At 39.2% G+C, this 20,665-nt stretch carries 18 protein-coding genes and 1 pseudogene; all 19 read left to right on the top strand.

Translation table 11 applies throughout. The features are described from left to right. The first annotated feature begins 178 nt into the window (after nucleotides 1-178). The 19 genes and pseudogenes from MKX55_RS22270 (at nucleotide 179) to MKX55_RS22180 (ending at nucleotide 20,557) form a co-directional block, all read left to right on the top strand. The gene (locus MKX55_RS22270; RefSeq protein WP_339238602.1) at nucleotides 179-1,306 is read left to right on the top strand and encodes an amidohydrolase/deacetylase family metallohydrolase; all 1,128 of its coding nucleotides are present in this window, start codon (nucleotides 179-181) and stop codon (nucleotides 1,304-1,306) included. After that, on the top strand, nucleotides 1,260-2,366 hold the full coding sequence (locus tag MKX55_RS22265; protein WP_339235071.1) for a DgaE family pyridoxal phosphate-dependent ammonia lyase: 1,107 nt from the start codon (nucleotides 1,260-1,262) through the stop codon (nucleotides 2,364-2,366). Before MKX55_RS22270 ends, MKX55_RS22265 begins: the two co-directional genes overlap by 47 nt. Then, a complete protein-coding gene (locus MKX55_RS22260) occupies nucleotides 2,363-3,118 on the top strand; it encodes a KDGP aldolase (protein ID WP_339238600.1) in 756 nt (251 codons plus the stop codon). Before MKX55_RS22265 ends, MKX55_RS22260 begins: the two co-directional genes overlap by 4 nt. Further along, the gene (locus tag MKX55_RS22255; protein ID WP_339235069.1) at nucleotides 3,111-4,124 is read left to right on the top strand and encodes a sugar kinase; all 1,014 of its coding nucleotides are present in this window, start codon (nucleotides 3,111-3,113) and stop codon (nucleotides 4,122-4,124) included. Before MKX55_RS22260 ends, MKX55_RS22255 begins: the two co-directional genes overlap by 8 nt. Before the next feature lie 74 nt (nucleotides 4,125-4,198). Beyond that, nucleotides 4,199-4,729 carry a DinB family protein gene (locus tag MKX55_RS22250; protein ID WP_339235067.1) on the top strand — a complete coding sequence of 177 codons (531 nt, stop codon included), beginning with the start codon at nucleotides 4,199-4,201 and terminating at the stop codon, nucleotides 4,727-4,729. A 491-nt stretch (nucleotides 4,730-5,220) separates the two neighbouring features. Next, nucleotides 5,221-6,494: pseudogene (gene codB, locus MKX55_RS22245) on the top strand (cytosine permease). Continuing rightward, nucleotides 6,484-7,752 carry a cytosine deaminase gene (locus MKX55_RS22240; protein WP_339235064.1) on the top strand — a complete coding sequence of 423 codons (1,269 nt, stop codon included), beginning with the start codon at nucleotides 6,484-6,486 and terminating at the stop codon, nucleotides 7,750-7,752. The pseudogene codB and the gene MKX55_RS22240 overlap by 11 nt, the downstream one beginning before the upstream one ends. Before the next feature lie 224 nt (nucleotides 7,753-7,976). Then, nucleotides 7,977-8,999: a LacI family DNA-binding transcriptional regulator gene (locus tag MKX55_RS22235; protein WP_256705353.1), complete on the top strand. Its 1,023-nt coding sequence runs from the start codon at nucleotides 7,977-7,979 to the stop codon at nucleotides 8,997-8,999. A gap of 28 nt (nucleotides 9,000-9,027) precedes the next feature. Beyond that, nucleotides 9,028-9,804, top strand: coding sequence for a glucose 1-dehydrogenase (locus MKX55_RS22230; protein WP_339235060.1), 777 nt, complete (start codon nucleotides 9,028-9,030; stop codon nucleotides 9,802-9,804). 75 nt (nucleotides 9,805-9,879) lie between these two features. Further along, entirely contained in the window at nucleotides 9,880-11,067 is a 1,188-nt protein-coding gene (locus MKX55_RS22225) for an iron-containing alcohol dehydrogenase (protein WP_339235057.1), read from the top strand. Then, the gene (locus tag MKX55_RS22220) at nucleotides 11,033-12,481 is read left to right on the top strand and encodes an aldehyde dehydrogenase family protein (RefSeq protein WP_339235055.1); all 1,449 of its coding nucleotides are present in this window, start codon (nucleotides 11,033-11,035) and stop codon (nucleotides 12,479-12,481) included. Before MKX55_RS22225 ends, MKX55_RS22220 begins: the two co-directional genes overlap by 35 nt. A gap of 78 nt (nucleotides 12,482-12,559) precedes the next feature. After that, on the top strand, nucleotides 12,560-13,825 hold the full coding sequence (locus tag MKX55_RS22215; RefSeq protein ID WP_339235053.1) for an ester cyclase: 1,266 nt from the start codon (nucleotides 12,560-12,562) through the stop codon (nucleotides 13,823-13,825). A gap of 67 nt (nucleotides 13,826-13,892) precedes the next feature. Continuing rightward, nucleotides 13,893-15,188: a sugar ABC transporter substrate-binding protein gene (locus MKX55_RS22210; protein WP_339235051.1), complete on the top strand. Its 1,296-nt coding sequence runs from the start codon at nucleotides 13,893-13,895 to the stop codon at nucleotides 15,186-15,188. A gap of 56 nt (nucleotides 15,189-15,244) precedes the next feature. After that, a complete protein-coding gene (locus MKX55_RS22205) occupies nucleotides 15,245-16,123 on the top strand; it encodes a sugar ABC transporter permease (RefSeq protein ID WP_256705346.1) in 879 nt (292 codons plus the stop codon). Beyond that, nucleotides 16,123-16,953 (top strand): carbohydrate ABC transporter permease, encoded by an 831-nt coding sequence (locus MKX55_RS22200; RefSeq protein WP_256705345.1) that lies wholly within the window; start codon nucleotides 16,123-16,125, stop codon nucleotides 16,951-16,953. The genes MKX55_RS22205 and MKX55_RS22200 overlap by 1 nt, the downstream gene beginning before the upstream one ends. Nucleotides 16,954-17,006: 53 nt before the next feature. Beyond that, nucleotides 17,007-18,266, top strand: a complete 1,260-nt coding sequence (hisD, locus tag MKX55_RS22195) for a histidinol dehydrogenase (protein WP_339235049.1) — start codon at nucleotides 17,007-17,009, stop codon at nucleotides 18,264-18,266. Between the two features lie 58 nt (nucleotides 18,267-18,324). Further along, nucleotides 18,325-18,936, top strand: coding sequence for a cupin domain-containing protein (locus MKX55_RS22190; protein ID WP_256705342.1), 612 nt, complete (start codon nucleotides 18,325-18,327; stop codon nucleotides 18,934-18,936). A 116-nt stretch (nucleotides 18,937-19,052) separates the two neighbouring features. Then, nucleotides 19,053-19,781: an alpha/beta hydrolase gene (locus MKX55_RS22185; protein ID WP_339235048.1), complete on the top strand. Its 729-nt coding sequence runs from the start codon at nucleotides 19,053-19,055 to the stop codon at nucleotides 19,779-19,781. Nucleotides 19,782-19,804: 23 nt separating this feature from the next. Beyond that, the gene (locus MKX55_RS22180; RefSeq protein WP_339235047.1) at nucleotides 19,805-20,557 is read left to right on the top strand and encodes an aldolase/citrate lyase family protein; all 753 of its coding nucleotides are present in this window, start codon (nucleotides 19,805-19,807) and stop codon (nucleotides 20,555-20,557) included. Nucleotides 20,558-20,665 lie beyond the last annotated feature (108 nt).

The raw sequence follows: 20,665 nt of genomic DNA, 5'->3' as shown, positions 1-20,665 counted from the left end.
TGGGTTAACTTGGTTACTTATAAATAAAAGTTCTTCTTTTTGTTTAAACATTATAACCTTATGTTTACTAATGCGAAAATCAATGCTAATCTATTTTATATAGAGTTAAATAATCAGGTTGCGTTAGGATTTATTCAAGATTATGATGAGATGGACGCTGGCCAAAGGGATGATGGAAATGGCAGACAATGTCGTTCTGCGAAATATAAAAATGCTGGATGGGACCTCGGCAGATATTGTAATAGAGAATAGAAAAATTATGGATATTGCGTTACCAGGAATAGGAGCTGGCGAAGAAGTAATTGATTATCAAAACAAAGCTTATGCTTCCAGCGGCTGGATTGATATGCACGTACATGCCTTTCCAGAATTTGAGCCCTATGGAGATGATATTGACGAAATAGGCTATAAATCAGGAGTCACGACCATTGTTGATGCGGGAAGTACGGGAGCTGACCGAGTGCATGAATTAGTTAAGCGTGCTCAACAGGCGAAAACAAATGTATTCGCTTTCCTGAATATTTCTCGAATTGGTTTAGAGAGAGTAGATGAATTATCGGACTTATCTTTATTAAATAAAGAAGAATTAAAACAAGCTGTGAAGGAAAATAAAGATTTTATCGTCGGACTAAAAGCGAGAATCAGCAGCAGCGTAGTAGGTCAAAACGATATAGAACCATTAAAAATTGCACGTGAATTTTCTAAAGAAACGAAGCTGCCATTGATGGTTCATATCGGCTCCGGCCCTCCAGATATTAACGATGTATTAGGTTTACTGAAGAAAAAAGATGTCATGACACATTTCTTAAACGGGAAGGCGAATAATTTATTTGATGAAACGGGCAAACCGCTGCCTGCTTTTTTAAAAGCAATAAAACGCGGGATTCATTTAGATGTCGGTCATGGAAATGCAAGCTTTTCTTTTAAAACAGCGGAACAGGCAAAGGAATATGGGATTCATTTCCACACCATCAGTACAGATATATATCGGAAAAACCGGCTGCACGGGCCAGTGTATAGTATGGCAAATGTTTTAAATAAGTTCTTATGCTTAGGCTACTCCCTGAAAGAAGTTATAAATGGAGTAACAGTGGATGCGGCAGCATGGTTAAATAAACCTGAGCTTGGCCGTATCACAAAAGGGGATATTGCAAATATTACCCTTTTTTCCGTAGAAGATGAGACAATCGATTTGATGGACTCAGACGGTGAAAAGCGGGAAGCGAAGCAGAAAATCGAGGTAAAAGGAGTGGTGGTCAATGGTGAATACCATGCATGCAAGGTATGGGCTGAAGCGGGTTATTAATGCAAGCGGAAGAATGAGTATTTTAGGTGTTTCTGCTCCCACGGATACCGTAATGGAGGCAATGAAAGCAGGGGGACAGCACTATGTGGAAATCTCAGATTTAGTGGATAAAGCAGGAAAACATATTGCGGGACTGCTTCAATCAGAAGCTGCTGTTGTTGTTAATTCCGCTTCAAGTGGTATCGCGCTTTCTGTCGCCGCGATGATAACGGAAGGAAATCATAGAAAGAGTGCTAAGCTGCACCAGGAAGCAATCCAAAAAAATGAGATCGTGATGCTGAAGGGACATAACGTGCAGTATGGCGCGCCAGTGGAAACCATGGTTGCTCTTGGCGGAGGAAAGCTTGTGGAAACCGGTTACGCCAATGAAGGAAAAAAAGAGCATATAGCGGATGCAATCAATGAAAATACAGCTGCTGTTTTATTTATAAAATCACATCATGCTGTTCAGAAAAATATGATTTCTGTGGAGGAAGCCTGGGATGTTGCCCAGGAAAACCATGTACCATTAATCATTGACGCAGCTGCAGAAGAGGATTTGAAAAAATATGTACTGCTTTCAGATTTAGCGATTTACAGCGGCTCGAAAGCCATCGAAGGACCGACATCCGGAATCGTGGCCGGAAAGAAAAAATATGTGGAGTGGGTTAAAACACAGCTGCATTTTATAGGAAGAAGTATGAAGGTAGGGAAGGAAACAACCTTTGGCCTGCTGCAGGCATTGGATGAATATGCTGTGAAAACAAATCATAGTGAAGCTGAAAAAAAGTGCTTAGATGAATTGCAGTCATTAAATACAATCGATGGTGTAACGGTAAGTACCGTACAGGATGAAGCAGGCCGTGCTATTTTCAGAGCACGGATCCACATTGATGCTGCTTTAACTGGGTGCACCGCTAAAGAGGTAAATGACAAACTCCGTCATGGCGATATAGCTATTTACACACGGGATTATGGAATTCGCCAGGGGTTCTTTGATATCGATCCCCGCCCGCTTCAGGGGGATGACATTCACGTGATTGCAGCGGAATTAAAATCCATTTTGGGAGGAAATAAATAATGAATATGGATTCTCGCTTTTATAAAAATCGAGTAGCATTAAATGTATTAGCAAGTGGTTTGGAAAATGCGAAGGAAGTCTTTGATGCAGCAGAGGGATATGTGCTGGTTGGCGTGCTTTCCAAAGACTACCCGACAGTGGATGCAGCTGTTGCAGCTATGAAGGAATATGGAGAAGCAATTGAGGATGCTGTTTCCATTGGCTTAGGTGCAGGTGATAATCGACAAGCGGCAGTTGTGGCGGAGATTGCCAACTATTATTCGGGTTCTCATATTAATCAGGTTTTCCCTGCGGTAGGAGCAACACGTGCTAATTTGCGAGAAAAAGACAGCTGGATCAATGCACTTGTATCGCCAACGGGAAAAGCAGGCTATGTCAATATTTCTACGGGTCCGATTAGTGCAGAAGCCAGTGAGACCGCTATTGTCCCAGTGAAAGCTGCCATCGCACTTGTTCGTGATATGGGCGGCAATGCATTGAAGTATTTTCCTATGAAAGGGTTACAATCAGAAGAAGAATACCGTGCAGTTGCCAAGGCCTGCGGGGAAGAAAGCTTTGCGTTAGAACCAACAGGCGGCATTGATTTGGCTAATTTCGCTGCCATTTTAGAAATTGCCTTAGAAGCAAACGTACCTAAAGTCATTCCTCATGTCTATTCATCTATTGTTAATAAGGAGACCGGAAAAATGAATGAGGAAGATGTTAGAAAGCTCCTGGCTATCACCAAAGAATTGGTTGATAAAGATGCGTAGGAATATAGTTGCTTTTGGCGAAGTCATGATGCGTTTGCAGGTGCCAGGATACGAATTACTCTCGCAGGCCAGCCATTTACAGTATTCCTTTTCAGGTACCGGTGTAAATGTTGCTTCGGCGATGACAAAGCTGGGACATAAGGGATACCTGATTACCAAATTACCGGATAACCCGCTGGGGGATGCAGCAATTTCCTTCCTGCAGCGCTTAGGAATAGAACAGGATTTCATTGCAAGGGGCGGTAAATATATTGGAATGTATTTTTTAGAAAATGGCTTTGGGCAGCGTGCAAGTCGTGTCACGTATACCAACCGCTTAGAAAGCACATTTAATACAGCAGATATTTCCGATTATAATCTGGATGTGATTGCAGCCAATACAGACATTATTCATTTTTGCGGAATCAGCCTCGCGATGACAGATACAGTCCGTTCCAGTATGAAAAAGCTGGCTGCAAAGGTTAAAGAAAAAGGCGGAAAAATTTGCTTTGACTGTAATTATCGTCCTTCTTTATGGGAAGGCGGTTATGAAGCAGCCAAGCCGCATTATGAGGAGATGCTTTCGCTGGCAGATATCGTGATGATGAATGAAAAAGATGTGATGTATATCTTAGGAATAGAAACAAAGAAGTCGGAAAGGAAAGAACAGCTTCAGGATGTTATTCCCAAAGCAGCGGAGCAGTTTCGTATTCCGGTAATTGCAGGTACTCACCGGGAGATCAATGCGGATAATACGCATTCTTTAGAAGGCTATCTGTTTAAGCAAGGGAAATTTGTGTTTTCGAAAAAGCTGACCTTTTCTGTGTATGACCGTATTGGTGCTGGAGATGCATATACGAGCGGTATTTTACACGGAGAACTGTCCGGTTTTACACCGGAAAAAACAGTGGCATTTGCAGCGGCTGCTGGTATGCTGGCGTGTACGATTGTTGGGGATACCCCGATGTCAACGGAAGCGGAGATTGTAGCGGCGATGGCTGGGGGCGTGGGGGATGTCGAGCGTTAGAGGCGGAGTTATGTTAGAGTGAAGAGTAGCAACTTCCGGAATCATCAAAATATAACTCTAATTAGGTGATAACCATGTACAAAAACCTCCCCCCTCTTTTTAACGAACTCCAGACAATGCGGGATAACTATTTCCATACAGAAATTTTCAACTCATCGATTCACACGAGAGCGGTTCCTGATAAATGGAGTGTTGCAGAATCGGTTTACCATTGCTATTTATTGCTGAAGCTGACGCGGATAACATCTGTCTATTACTTGCCTATCGCCCGTGCTTATATGAAGGTCCGCCGGCCCAAGGTGAAGCGGTATATGGATGATATGTCTAATATATATAGTGGAAAAACAATGAAGGCGCCCTTTATTTTGAAGCCGAAAATGAAGCGGGAATACACGCTTACAGAGCTGCGAGGTTTATTAGAAGAAGAGACGGAAAAGCTGAAGACATGTGTAGCATCTCTAACCAAAGAACAATGCTACTGGATAAGGTATCCGGATCCTGTACCTGACTACCCGAATGTGATGCAAGTGGTGAAGCTTTTACGGATTCATGAGGAGCATCATTATAGGGTAGTGATGGAACGAGAAGCGAAGTTTAGGAAATAAGCATCAAGTCATTGGATGAGACGTGTACGGAATACCATAAATACATCTTGCCAATATTTCCAAGGTGACAACCCGGCGATTTTATGCCATAATATACTTTGATAAATATACTGGTACCTTTAAATCAGTCCAGAGAGGCTGACAAGGACAGCGCGAATAGAATAGCTACCATGTGGAGTACCTTTGGGAAAGGTATATTCAAGTGTATGCTATTTAGGAAAAGCTTCTTGTCAGGGATTGGACAGGGAGCTTTTTTCTTGTCTATAATCTCGAAAGAATCAAGTTTTTCGGTGCCAGTTTCTTAAAGAGGAAGTTCAAAAAGCCCCCAAATGATAAGCGGCGAATCTCTGCGTTGACGTAGTTTTTCCGATACTCACGTATTTAAAAACATACGCTCCGTTCGTAAAAACTACGTCGCCTTGACCTTCTTGCTTCTAATTTGGCTACTTTTTGAACAGTTTCTTATATTTTAAGATATTGGAGGAATTGGTATGTCACAAACAGATAAAGAATTTTCATTGCAGCCGGTGCCGCAGACGCATCGAAATGGATTTTGGAAGATTTTAGCGGTTATGCTGTCGCTCAGCTTTTTCTCAGCGAGTATGATGTCTGGAGGAACATTAGGAACAGGGCTTTCTTTTTCTACGTTTATCTGGATTGTACTGGCTGGTAACCTGATTCTTGGGCTTTATACAGGTTCCTTAGCTTATATTGCTTCTAAAACAGGATTATCTACGCATTTATTAGCGCGTTATGCGTTTGGAGAAAAAGGTTCTTATTTAACCTCCTTTTTACTTGCTTCTACACAAGTGTGCTGGTTTGGAGTGGGGCTGGCGATGTTTGCTATTCCGGCTGCCAAAGCAACAGGGGCAAATGTCTATCTGTTAATTGGTGTTTTTGGCTTATTGATGACTGTTTCGGCTATCTTTGGAATGAAAACTTTAACCCTGCTGGGATTTATTGCAGTTCCGGCAATCGCTATTTTTGGAAGCTACTCCATGGTTAACTCGGCAAATACAATGGGCGGAATTCATGAACTATTTGCTTATGAACCAGCACAGGTAATCAGTGTAGGACTGGCATTAACGATTTGTGTAGGATCATTTATCAGCGCTGGAACGCTTACGCCTGATTTTGCCCGCTTTGCGAAATCAGCGAAATCGGCAGTAACCGCAAATATTATTGCTTTCTTCCTTGGGAATTCATTGATGTTTTTATTTGGAGCAGTTGGCGCGATGGCATTGGTATGGCAGATATTTCGGATGTGATGTTTTTACAAGGACTGATGATTCCTGCTATTATTGTATTAGGCTTAAACATTTGGACAACTAATGATAGTGCACTGTATGCGTCTGGTTTAGGATTTGCGAACATCACCAAGTTTTCCAAGAAGAAAATCGTTGTGTTCAACGGAATTGTCGGGACAATTGCTGCCATGTGGTTATACAATAATTTTGTCGGATTCTTAAATGTACTCGGATCTGCACTGCCATCGATTGGAGCAATCATATTAGCAGATTATTATCTGGTCCGCCGCAGAAAATATGAACCCTTTGAAACAATGACATTTAAATCTGTAAACTGGGTAGCAATTATTGCCTGGGCAGGCGGGGTCGCTGTTGCTAATTTTGCGCCGGGAATTCCGCCAATCAATGCATTGTTAGGAACATCAATCATTTATGTGGCCGGAATGAAAATAATGTCTCAAAAGGAAACGGTCACCGTACCATTAAAAGAGAAGGATGAGGTAGTCAGTGATTATTAAAAATGCAAAACTTAGAGGAAAAGATGGCCTTTGGCACATCGTTATAGAAAATGGTAAATTTAACGCGGTAACGCAGGAGCTGCCGCAATCTGAAGATAAAGAAGTAATGGATGTACATGGTGCGCTGGTTCTCCCGCCTTTTATTGAACCGCATATTCATTTAGATACCACATTAACAGCAGGGGAGCCTGCATGGAATCAGAGCGGAACCTTATTTGAAGGAATCCAGCGCTGGTCGGAACGCAAAGAAACACTGACCATAGAAGATGTGAAAAAAAGATCCAAAACAGCATTGAAATGGCAGATTGCTCAAGGCATCCAGCATGTCCGTACGCATGTGGATGTGACCGATCCGGAACTGACTGCCTTAAAAGCAATGCTGGAAGTGAAACAGGAAATGGCTCCTTATGTAGATATCCAGCTGGTTGCTTTCCCGCAGGAGGGAATTCTATCCTACCCGAATGGAAAGGAGCTTTTGGAGGAAGCGCTGAAAATGGGAGCCGATGTTGTCGGCGGCATTCCGCATTTTGAATTTACAAGAGAATACGGCGTCGATTCGATGAGAGTCGCATTCGATCTTGCTGAGAAATACGATAAATTAGTAGATATTCATTGTGATGAAATCGACGACGAGCAATCCCGTTTTGTAGAAGTAGTCGCAAAAGAAGCTGATGAGCGCGGCTGGGGCGAACGTACAACAGCGAGCCACACGACAGCAATGGGTTCTTATAACGATGCCTATACATCAAAGCTATTCCGTCTGCTGAAGATGTCTCATATCAATTTTGTATCGAATCCGCTTGTAAATATTCATCTTCAGGGCCGATTCGACACGTATCCAAAACGCCGCGGCTTAACTCGGGTCAAAGAATTGCAGGAAGCAGGAATGAATATCTGCTTTGGCCATGATGATATTTTTGATCCATGGTATCCGCTGGGAACGGGCAACATGCTTCAGGTCTTGCATATGGGTATCCATGCATCCCAGTTAATGGGCTATGAGCAAATTGTTAATTCCATTGATCTGGTTACTCAAAACAGTGCAAAAACACTTCATATTGAAGACAAATATGGTATTGAAGCAGGCAAGCCGGCGAATTTCATCGTCTTGTCCGCTGATAATGAGTATGATGCTGTTCGCAAGCAGGCAACAGTGACATATTCCTTCAGAGATGGAAAAGTGATTGCTCATACAAAACCAAGTGAGTCATCTATTGTTTTAAATGATACGGAAGAAAAAGTGACGTTTGATAGATAAAGTGAATGAAAAAGCGTGCCGTTCTGGTGCGCTTTTTTTCTGTGGGTGGACGAATTGTTTAAGGGTGCGGTGTGTTTAAAAATTTTTAAAGTAAAGTTTTTATATATTATGTCGAAAAAACATGTTGCAATAGTCAGAAACATGTGATAAATTATAAGAAATCAAATTTAATGAATCCGCTTTCAATAAATTGAATCCGCATTCAAGAGAGGTGAAATGATATTTTGAAGGGAAGAGTGAGCGCTTATGATGTAGCAAAATTAGCAAAAGTTTCCCAAACTACCGTTTCAAGAGTTCTTAATAATTACCCGCACGTAAGAAAAGAAACGAGAAAAAGAGTGCATGATGCTATCAATACGTTAGGTTTTTCACCAGATGAAATTGCCAGAAGCCTTGCAAGCAAGAAAACAAATACGATTGGACTTATTGTGGAGGATATTTCAAACTCTTTTTATGCGGAAACAGCTCATATTATCTTGCGGGAAGCTCAGAAATATGATTATGAAGTCATTATCATCGATGCAGAAACAGATGAAAATAGTTTTGAAAGAGCAATTAACACGCTTAATGGGAAAAGAGTAGATGGAATTATTGTTGCCTCAGCCCGGATGGATAATCAAAAGGTAAAAGAATTCTACGATAAAGGATTTCCTATCATTTTTTATAACCGGCGTATTTACGGTATTGAAGAAAGTCATTATGTAGAAGTAGATAACAGACTAGGAGCTAAAATAGCTGTTAACCATCTGGTGGAAAACAAGCACAGAAAAATAGCGTTTATTTCTGGCCCTACAATATATTCTACTTTTTATCAACGCTTCGAAGGGTATAAAGAAGCACTTCAAGAAAATGGTTTAGAATATGATGAATCGCTGATTTATAAGGGAGAAGTAATCTATGAAAAAGTTTTTCAGTTTGCATTGAATCTAATGAGGGACAAAGAAATGCCGACTGCGTTTTTTGCTTCAACGGACCAAATGGCATTAGCAATCATGGATGCAGCTGCTAGAAGCGGAAGACATATTCCATATGATATCTCTATCATCGGCTTTGATGATATTGAGATTGCGAGTAATCCTTATATTGGCTTAAGTACTATTTCTCAAAGAAAAAGAGAAATGGCTGTACTAACATTACAAAAGTTATTTTCACTTATTAACAAGGATGATTCAAATAGCGAGCCAAATAAAATCACGTTAGAACCAGAACTAATTATTCGTAAAACAACAGGTGTTAACAATCAGTAGAATACCGCACATTTCAGGAGGTAGAGAAATGGCTAGTTATAAAGCAAACGAGCTTTTTGATTTATCTGGTAAAACAGCCATTGTTACTGGAGCAAGCAAGGGAATTGGAAGAAGTATTGCTTTGTTGTTAGCTCAAAATGGAGCTGATGTTGCTTTAATGGCAAGGAATGAAGAAGGGTTGAAAGAGGTTGCCAAAGAGATTGAAAGCACAGGTCAGAAAGCTCTGCCAGTTTCCGTTGACTTAACAGATATTGATAGTATTCCCAATGTGGTAGAGAAGGTGTATGATCATTTTGGAAAGATAGATATATTGGTGAATAATGCTGGAACAAATATACCGAAGAAGGCGGAAGAAGTTACCGAAAAAGACTGGGATCAGATTATTGATATAAATGTAAAAAGTGTATTTTTTATAAGTAAAGCTGTAGGAAAATACATGAAAGCTGCGGAGCAAGGAAAAATAATCAATGTTTCTTCGCAAATGGCTTTTGTAGGTTATTATAAACGGGCTGCATATGCTTCCAGCAAAGGGGCTATTACACAATTGACAAAATCTTTATCGATTGAATGGGCTCCATATCATATAAATGTCAATGCTGTAGCGCCAACCTTTATTGAAACACCAATGACAAGAAAGATGCTGGATGATGCAGATTTTAAAAAAGATGTGTTAAGCCGTATCCCTCTAGGAAGATTAGCAAAAGAGGAGGATTTATTTGGCGCATTTGTATTTCTGGCATCCGAGGCAGCGGATATGATAACGGGCCAAACGCTGATTGTGGATGGCGGGTGGACTGTTTGGTAATTTTTGAATGCGGATTCAGTAAAAAGAGAAAACAGGTTAAAAGTAGTGATGAGTAAGGATAAAGGAGAGGAAAATATGATGCAGTTTAATGATTTTCAAATACCAGGTGTTATTCGCTTCGGGGAAGGAGCTTTAGCAACAATAAAAGATGAGGTGCTATCCAAAAACCCTTCCAAGCTATTTATTATCAGCGATAAAGGTGTGGAGAAAGCTGGATTAGTAGATGAATTGAAGAAAGTATTGGAGGCGTGTGAAACTCCAATAGAAACAATGACGGATATTGCAGGAGAACCGACCTTTTCACTTGTTGAAGAAACAATAAAAACATTAAACCAATCTAAAGCCGATTTTGTAATTGGTATTGGCGGGGGAAGCGCGTTGGACGTTGCAAAAGCGAGTGCTGCCTTGCAGGATAAGCATGATCTGGAAAGTTACTTTAGTGGAAAGAAAACAATAGAAAATCGAACTGTACCTTGTGTACTATTGCCAACAACATCTGGAACAGGTGCAGAGGTGACCAAAAATGCCATTTTTGGGGATGAATCGGAAGGAGTAAAAAGAGGAATCGTCAGCCCTGCGTTATTACCTGATGCAGCTATCGTAGATCCTGAGCTGACCCTTTCCTGTCCATCAAGAGTGACGGCAGCTTCTGGAGTAGATGCTTTTACACATGCAATTGAATCGTATATCTCGACGAATGCTACAGAGCAGACACGAATCTATTCCGAAAAATCAATGAAATTATTTGCAGAACATATCACAAATGCTGTACATAACGGCAGTAGCATAGAAGCACGAACAGGCATGAGCTGGGCAAGTCTATTGGGCGGTGTCTCCTTAGCCAACGCAGGTGTAGGAGCGGTTCATGCAATGGCTTATCCATTGGGAGGTACGTATCATATTGAACACGGTGTAGCCAATGCGCTGTTAATGCCTTTCGTCTTTAAAGTGATTGGGAAAACATGTACAGACGATATGGTTAGAGTTGCTTCCTTTGTAGAGATTGGCGATTTTACAAGCTCTAAACACCAGGCACTGGAAGCTGTGGTCCATTATTTATTACAGCTGTTGAAGGATTTGAACCTACCGACTTCTTTAAAAGAATTGGGAGTGGAGAAAGCGGATTTACCTAAATTAGCTGAGCAGGCATCGCAGGTTAAAAGATTGTTGTCTAATACGCCTTACCGGTTAAATGCGGACCAGATTCTTGGTATTTATGAGGATGCTTATGAAGGAGGAAAGGGTGGAAGTAATGGAAGTTAAACAATATCGATTTCTTATAGATGGTGAGTGGAAAGAAGCAACAGAACATTATGATTTGGTAGCTCCATACAGTAAACGTGTAATTGCCAAAATACCGTTGGCCGATGAAGAAATCTCTGAAAAAGCTGTCAAGAGTGCTAAAGCAGCTGCTGACAGTATGAGAAAGCTTTCACTTTTAGAGAGATCCAATATTTTAGAAAGAGTGTCTATTATCTTTACTGAAAAGCTGGAGGAATGTGCTGAGATATTAGCTTGGGAAAATGCAAAACCAATTCAGGCAGCAAGAGGAGAGATTCAACGAACAATTGAAACTTATAAATTTGCAGCAGATGAAGCTAAAAAAATTGCTGGAGAAATTATTCCGATGGATGCAGCTAAAAATGGATATGGCAGATTTGGATTCACTAAAAAAGAACCACTGGGAGTAATTGCTGCAATTACACCATTTAATTTCCCGTTTAATCTTGTAGCTCATAAATTAGGTCCTGCATTTGCTATGGGAAACACGGTTGTTTTAAAACCAGCTTCTCAAACACCATTAAGTGCTATTATGACTGCAAAGATTTTTGAAGAAGCAGGGCTGCCCAAAGGAGCGCTAAATCTAATTTTTGGATCAGGGAAGACAGTGGGTGATTTTCTAGTAACGCACGAAGATATTAAAATGGTTACTTTTACCGGTAGTGTGCCAGTAGGGAAGGGGATTCGGGAAAAAGCAGGGTTGAAGAAAGTGACGTTGGAATTGGGTTCAAATTCAGCAGTAGTTATTGATAAGACAAAGGATATTCGTTCTGCTGCTTTGAAATGTGCTCAGGGAGCATTTTCTTACTCCGGTCAAACTTGTATTTCTGTACAGAGAATCTATGTTCAGACTGATTTATATGATTCTTTTTTGGAAGCGTTTGCTGAAGAGGTGGAGAATATCAAAGTAGGCGATCCATTAAAAGAAGATACAGTTGTATCTGCACTCATTCATGATAAAGAAGCAGAGAGAGTAGAACAGTGGATAAAAGAAGTCAGAGTTGAAAATGTATATCGTGGTGGAGAAAGAACAGGTTCTATGATCAAACCTACTATCCTAACAAATATAGATTCAGATGCATCTGTTCTAAAAGAAGAGGCTTTTGCCCCTGTAGTAGTAATTAATAAATACAAGAGGTGGGAAGAAGCGATTCAATTGGTAAATGATTCACAGTATGGACTGCAAGCAGGCGTGTTTACAGATTCACTGGAAAAAGCTTATCAGGCGGTGGATGAATTAGAGGTTGGGGGGGTGATTATTAACGATATTCCATCTTATAGAGTAGATCATATGCCCTATGGCGGTGTGAAAAACAGTGGGACTGGTCGTGAAGGAATCAAGTATTCCATGGATGAAATGTCTGAATTGAAGCTGGGTGTATTTAACTTACTATAGAGTCACGTATGTGACATTAGTGTAGGGATAAAGTGAAGAACCTACTATCCAATTTATTTATAGAAAGGAAGATTTCACATGAAGGAAACAAAAAATAATAATTTTACTGAAAAGGAAGAATCGACAAAACATTTGGGGTATTCCGATAACAATATAAGTAAAGCTGAAAAAGAAAATCATCAAAATGACCTTTCGAAGCTTGTATACTATGCAGATAGTTCAGAAGTAAATATGGTGGACTCTAAAGATGACGATGACTATTTAAATATAGATGTAAAAAATATTAAAAAACAAAGTATGCAGGGATTCGGAGACTATCATAATATTATCGATTATATTATTCGGATAACACGACAAATTTGGAAGGAAAAAGATATCGGTCTAATTTACGATACGTATAGCCATGGTGTCCAAATCCATCGAGGGCTTATCAATAGCCATGGTGTAAATGAAGTTATTGCAGGAACGCTGCAAACTTTGCAATCTTTTCCAGATCGTACAGGATTAGGGTGGAGTGTTGTATGGTCAGGAAATGATAAAGAAGGTTTTTTTACTTCGCATAGAGGAAGATCAATTGGAACAAATTTAGGTAATACTTTATACGGTCCTGCAACAGGAAAAAAAGTAGTCTTTCGAACGACAGCTGATTGTTTAATACATGAAAATAAAATCTATGAAGAATGGCTGGTAATGGACACTTATCATCTGGTACAACAGCTTGGATTTGATCCAGTAGAAATTGCAAAACGCACTGCAAAACAAACGAGCAAATTAGCTCCAACCCTTCAATTTAATATAGCGCAATCGGCAGAAGAAGGGTTACAGCCACAAGCTTATAAACCCAAATACGAGGGCTTTGAAATTGGAGATTTTATGTTAATGCTCTTTAATCAAGTGTGGGACAGACGCTCTATTAATAAAGTCAAGGATTTTTATGATGAAAATGCTGTTATTCATTATGTATGTAATAGAGATATGATTGGTCATAGTGAGATACAGGGAATGTTTATTAATCTGTTTGCTTCCGTTCCGAACTCAAAAGTTATTTTAGAACGCGTAACTTGTAATAAAAGAGATAATGAAAAGGACTGGGATGTTGCAGTTCGTTGGAGAATACAAGGTCTGCATAGTGGTATTGGGTATTTTGGCAATCCAAGTGGAAAACCTATTGAAATCCATGGAATGAACCATTTTAAAGTAAGAAATGAAAAAATCCAAGAAGAGTGGATGCTCTTTGACGGAATGGAAGTACTTCGTCAAATTTATACAGAAAGCGAAAATGATACTGAAAATGATAGTGAAGACAATGGATATGACGATGGGAACTTCACAGGTGTATCTTAAGTAATTAACGTTTCATATATGATTTAAAGCTAGTAGGGCTCACAATTAAACATATGAGGTGATTCGTTTGAAAAAGAATATTTTATTCATCATGCTGCTAGTATTCGTTGTTCTATTGACTGCCTGTAATAATGATAGCAGTGAAGATTTAGAAGATCAGACTGTAACAGTTGCTGTTACAGAAGGTAATATTGGTCAGTTTAACGCTTGGGAGGCACGCAGCGAACAGTTTACAGAAGAAACAGGTATTGAAGTCGAGTTTATAGGGATTCCGTATGATAATTTATTGGATAGGATAACCGCTGAAGGAATCTCTGGAGACGCATCTTTTGATCTAGTTACACATTTGGACGTGATGGGACCTTCTATATCTCAATTTTTAGAGCCGTTAAGTGGATATGCGGATGAAGATTTTTTTGATCGTTTCCCAGAATCAATTGTAGAATTATCAACTTATGATGATGAAATCTATAGTTTGCCTCTACGTGCTAATGCACAAGTATTGTTCTATAGAGAAGATGTTTTCGAAGATTTGGGTATTGAACCCCCAACTACCTGGGAAGAACTTGAAGAAGTTAGCGAAACAATCACTTCAGAAACAGATAAATCTGCTATAACACCGTACTATCAAGCAGGAAATAATGGGCAGAACCTTGCGATATGGGCAAGTTATCTATGGGGAAATGGAGCTGAAATCCTAGACGAAAATAATACTCCTGTCTTTAATAGCTCTGAAGGTGTTGAAGCAACAGAAAAATATATAGATTTGCTAAGAGAAGGCTTTGCTCCAGAGGGATCTGTTTCCTTTGCGGAACAAGAGTCTAGAACTCATTTTAAGCAAGGAAGATCAGCAATGTGGATAGGATGGTGGTGGGTCTATTCTGACTTTAATGCGAGTGACTCGTCGGCAGAGGAAGTACGAGGAAACGTGAACTTTACCACTATTCCAACATGGGAAGACGGTGAACAAGTTGCAAGTGTATCTACTTTTCCGCTTGGGATGATGGAAAGTTCAAAAAATAAAGAAGCTGCATGGGAATTCATGGAATGGCTCAGTAATCCTGAAAATGAAAAAAGTATTGTTATGGATTCGTTAAATGAAGAAGTACCAATGGATCAATTCTCTACAGATATTGTTCAGTTGGAAAATCTTAGAGACGAAGAATTAAATGAACTTGGAGATGATTTGTTTAATATTGGTGGAGATAGTTTTGAAAATGCGAAAACGTTTCCTACCATACCAGAGTGGCCACAAATATCAGATATTCTAAGCAGAGCAATATCCAATATGGCGACTGGAGAGGATGTACAGAGCCAGTTAGACGCTGCAGCAGAAGAAGTGGAGCTGCTATTACAAGAATAATATCGAAAAATTAAAATGGTATTTAATACAAAATGTGTATTAGTGGGAGGGTAAGAATGGAAAGTAAATTTTTCAAATACATTTTATTAGCTCCTGCATTACTGATTATGGCTACAATCACTATTTTTCCATTAGCTAGGTCACTTTGGATAAGTCTTCATGAGTGGAACCTGACAGAAAGTCTTGAAATTGGTTCTTTTATCGGTTTTGATAATTATGTAAGAGCGTTCAATGACCCAAATTTTTGGAATAGTGCATGGGTAACATTAATATTTACAGTTGCTACTGTAATAGTGACAATTGTTTGCGCTATTTTAGTTGCGCTTCTATTAAGTAAAGAAAAAACCTACATTTCTTATTTGAGAGCAGTACTGATTATTCCATTTGCATTAAGCCCTGCTCTCGTAGGTTATTCCTGGAGGTTTATGTTAAATCCTGATTATGGTGTGTTCGCAGCGATAATTGGTTTCTTTATCCCTCCGTTATCCGATGTTGTTTGGTTGGGAAATGCTGTAACAGCAATGATTGCGCTTATTTCTATAGCAGTATGGATCTGGCTTCCGTTTATGTCCTTAATGTTTATAAGCGGAATAATGGGGTTACCAAAAGAAGTATATGAAGCGGCAAAAATGGACGGTGCTAATGGTTTTCAAACTTTTTTTCGCATCACCTTGCCGATGATTCAACCAATTGTTCTTATTGCAACAATATTAATGACGATGTTTGCATTAAAACAATTTGATCCGATAGTTACGTTGACTAGCGGAGGGCCAGGAAATTCAACGGAAGTTTTAAACTTCTTGGTATATAACACGTCCTTTAGATATTTTGATATGGGATACGGGGCAGCTCTAGGGTATATCTTGGCTATTATAACAGTAGCATTTGTGCTGATCTACATGAGGAAATTGGTGAAAGGAGATGATTGGAACTAATGAATACAATAAAACGCAAAAAAACTATTTATTCTGTTCTAGAATTAATTGGTGTATTATTAGTTGTTATTTTTCTCTTTTTCCCAATTTTATGGATTTTATTAACTGCCTTTAAATCCGGGGAAGACGTTTATTCCATTAGTATTATTTTTGAGCCGACACTAGATAATTTCCGTAGATTATTCAGTTCAGCATATAATTTTGAAAACTATTATATGAATAGTTTAATCGTCGTATTTTTCACGCTTATTATAACCGTACCAGTGAGTATTTTAGCAGCATACAGTATATCAAGATACAGAATACCAGGTAAAACGCTGCTTATGTTTGCCATCTTAGCAACTCAGTTTATTCCATTAATTGTTAACGTTATTCCGTTCTTTTCAGCATTTAGAAATTGGGGACTATTGGATACAACTGTGGCACTTATCATTGTCAATTTAGGGCACACCATCCCATATGCAATATGGCTGATTAAAGGTTTTATGGATAGTATTCCAAAAGATATGGAAGAAGCAGGAGCAATCGATGGTGCAAGCAGATTAAGGATTATATGGAATATTGTTTTGCCAATGGCTAAGCCAGGAATTATAACAGCAACTGTATTCTGTTTTGTTGTTGTATGGAATGAGTTTATGTTTGCTCTAATTCTTACAAGCCAGGAAGCAGTTACACTTCCTGTAGCTCTGTCCTATTTTGTTGGAGAAAATGGAGTTATTTGGAATGAGATGGCTGCAGCTGGGGTAATTTACGTTATCCCTACTATTATCTTTATGCTTATTGTGCGTAAACAATTTGTAAAAGGAATGAGTGCAGGAGCAATTAAATAAGTTGCTGTGTGGCTAACATATGTTGTCTTAAAAAGATTGAAAGGGGAATTGTTTTGGAATTCATTAAAAAATCGTCTTATGAAAAAGCAGAAACATCAGAGGAAACGGAACAAACTGTAAAAGATATATTAAAGAACATCCGATCACATGGTGACGAAGCAGTAAAGGAATATGAGAAAAAGTTTGGTAAGTCGGAAAGGACTTCGATTCGTCTGAGTGAAGAAGAAATAGAAATTGCAATTAGAGAATTAACGGATGAAGAAAAACATTTAATAGACAATGTCGTAAAGCGCGTTTCTGAATTTGCTCAAGCACAGTTGGATTGCCTACTACCAATGGACAAGGAATTTGGAGATGGAATTCGTTTGGGGCACAAAGTAATCCCAGTGGAAACAGTAGGAACCTACGTGCCAGGAGGGCGCTATCCACTACTTTCAAGCGGGCCAATGGTTGCTGCTCCTGCTAAAGTTGCCGGAGTAAAGAAGATAATTGCTTGTAGCCCAGCTAACTATAAAGGCAGTATTCATCCAGCAGTTATATATGGGTTAAAGAAATCCGGAGTTAGTGATATCTATGCAATTGGTGGCGCTCAAGCTATAGGAGCGATGGCATATGGTACGGAAACTGTGCCACAGGTTGATGTGATATCTGGGCCTGGAAACCGGTTTGTAGCTGAAGCAAAGAGACAGGTGTTTGGAGAAGTGGGAATAGACTTGGTTGCAGGTCCTAGTGAAGTAGTAGTTTTTGCTGATGAGTCCACCAACCCGAAACTAGTGGCTGCTGATTTATTGGCGCAAGCTGAGCATGATCCTAATGCGAGGGCTATTTTAATCAGCACCTCAAAAAAAATGGCTGACAAAACGCTGGAAGAAGTAAACCTGCTTTTAGAGAAATTTAACGAAAATTCTCCCGCACACGAATCGTGGGAGCGATTGGGAGAAATTATTGTGGTGGAATCGGTCGAGGAAGGAATCAGTGTGTGTAATAAAATTGCAGGAGAACACCTCCATTTACATTTGAAAAATAGTAAAGATATTATAGATCAAATATATAATTATGGTTCTTTGTTTATCGGTGCGAATAGTTCTGTTGTATTCTCTGATAAAGTTTCGGGGACAAACCATACATTACCCACTAATAGAGGGGGGCGATACACAGGTGGTTTATGGGTAGGCAGTTATGTGAAAGTAGCTACTTTCCAAGAAATAACCGGAGCAGGAGTTGATTATTTAGCGACACATTCAAGTAGACAGTCTGAAATAGAAGGACTAGAAGGACATCATTTATCCGCATTTAAAAGAAAATCAAATTAAATTTGTATGGAAGAGAAATAATTCATTTCATTATACAGATATCAAGGAGGAAAAATAAATGAATTCAGAAAAAACAAATTTCACAAAAGAAATTATCGAAAGGGATTGGGTTGTACGTTTTGATGAAATAAAGGATAAAGCCATTCCGCTAATGTTTATTGATAGTATTATTCCAGGGCATAACCGGCTTAATTATGCTTTGATTGGTGACACCGCAAGTGAAAATGAGAATTATAATCCAGTCATTACTGAGCCGCACGGCTTTCAAATTGGTATGGTAAAGGCGCCTAAAGGAAATGGACCAGCTTATCATACGCACGAATATATCGAAACATTTTTTGTATTAACAGGAGAATGGCGCTTTTATTGGGGGAACAGCGCAGATGAGATTGAAGGAGAAACGATTTTAAAACCATGGGATATGATTTCTTTACCTCCTTACATGTATAGAGGTTTTGAGAATATTGCAGAGGAAGATTCGTGGTTATTTTCTATATTGGAACAACATGAAGTTTTCGACCGTCCCGATCCAATCTGGGATCCAAAGGTAGTGAAAAAAGGGGAAGAATATAATTTCCGTGTAGACGATAAGGGTAAAATGATACCACCAGAAAACTTTAGCCAGCTTGAAAAAGAAATGGCAAAAAAGTTGAAAATGGGCCAGAAGTAAACGAAAGCACAACTTCTAGTTTTGGATGGATGTCTGCCTGACCTGCCGGCCGTAGCTTTTATCTGTGCCGGTCAGGCAGATACAATCAAAAAATTTTTATAGAGGGGGACATATCCTTGAAACAAGAGGATTATTTAGAACGAAACAATAAAATTCCGCTTCTATTACTTCCCGGAACACTTTGTAATGAAACATTATGGGAGCATCAGATGTCGTATTTAGCAGATATAGCATCTATTACAGTTGGAGATTTAACACAAAATAATACAATTGAAGGTATGGCATCTAATGTGTTGGATAAAGCACCTGAACGCTTTGCACTTGCAGGCTTATCACTGGGCGGAATGGTTGCAATTGAAATTATGAGACAAGCACCAGAGCGTGTCATGCGGCTGGCTTTACTTGATACCAATCCCAGGTCTCCAACAGATGTTCAAATTGAAACTTGGCTTAAATTTATACAAATTAGTAAAGAAGGTAATTTTACAAGTATAACAAAGGACTACTTAATGCCGGGTTTAATACGGCGAGCTAACCAGGATACATCGCTTGTTCAGAAGGTAATTGATATGGCTGAAGAAGTTGGAGCAGAGGCAATGGAAAGACAAATGACCGCATTGATGTATCGACCTGATGCATTTGAAGTATTGCCAACAATCTCATGCTTCGTAAGCGTAATGGTTGGAGAAGAGGACAGTGTCTGCCCCGTTGCAATGAGTAATGAGATAGTCCAGCAAATTCCAAACTCTGATTTGATGGTGATTAAAAATGCGGGACACCTCAGCAGCTTAGATAATCCGTTGGAAGTTTCTCGTAAATTAAAAGTTTGGTTACTGAAAAATTAGCTTAAAGGGAGTATTTGAACTGTATGACAAAAAACGTGAAAGAAAAAATTTTTAATAATGAAAAAGCATTAGGTGGATTTGTAAATTCATATAATCCTTCACTTGTTGAAATGCTTGGATTTAATGGATATGACTTTGTTGTTATTGATAATGAACATGGAGCATTCAGTCAATCCGAAATTACAGAGATGATACGAACTGCAAAACAAGCCAATATGTCACCGGTTGTACGTACCTCCTATGACCCATCATCTATACAAAAAGCTTTGGATAATGGTGCAGAAGGTATCCAAGTGCCGATGATTAGTAATTCGGACCAGGCGAAAGAAGTTGTTTCTAAAGCGAAATACCCGCCAATTGGAATGCGTGGCGTTGCCTATTCAATTCCAGCAGCGCAATATGGAGTACTGAATGGAAGGGATTATTTAGATCAGGCAAACAAGAATAATCTTATTTCTGTACACATTGAAACAAAAGAAGCTGTAGAAAACTTTGAAGAAATCATCACTATAAATGAAATTGATGTAGCTTTTATAGGTTCAACAGATTTAGCTGTAAATTTAGGCTATGACAATCCTAATCATCCAGAGGTACAGAACGTCATATCGAGTATGTTTGAAAAAGCAAAACGACATGATATAAAAATGGGATTGGTAGCATCTGACTCGACTTCAGCAGCAAAAGCTTTTGATCAAGGCGCCAGCTATGTTGCTGTTGTGATAAATAAGGTAATAATGGAAGCTTTGAAAGAAGTAGCATCCAATTCTAAAAACTAAGTGAATATATTAAATGGGAAGTACATCTCCACTTAAAGCGAATGTTTCTAACTTCATTTACAAAAGTAATTAATAATTAGGAGATGTGCTTTTTCTTGTTTTATGGGA

The sequence above is a fragment of the Oceanobacillus sp. FSL W7-1281 genome, assembly GCF_037969835.1.
GTDB classification, from domain to species: domain Bacteria; phylum Bacillota; class Bacilli; order Bacillales; family Amphibacillaceae; genus Oceanobacillus; species Oceanobacillus oncorhynchi.
Note: the sequence above shows the minus strand (reverse complement) of the source record. Positions and strands in the feature narration are given on the sequence as shown.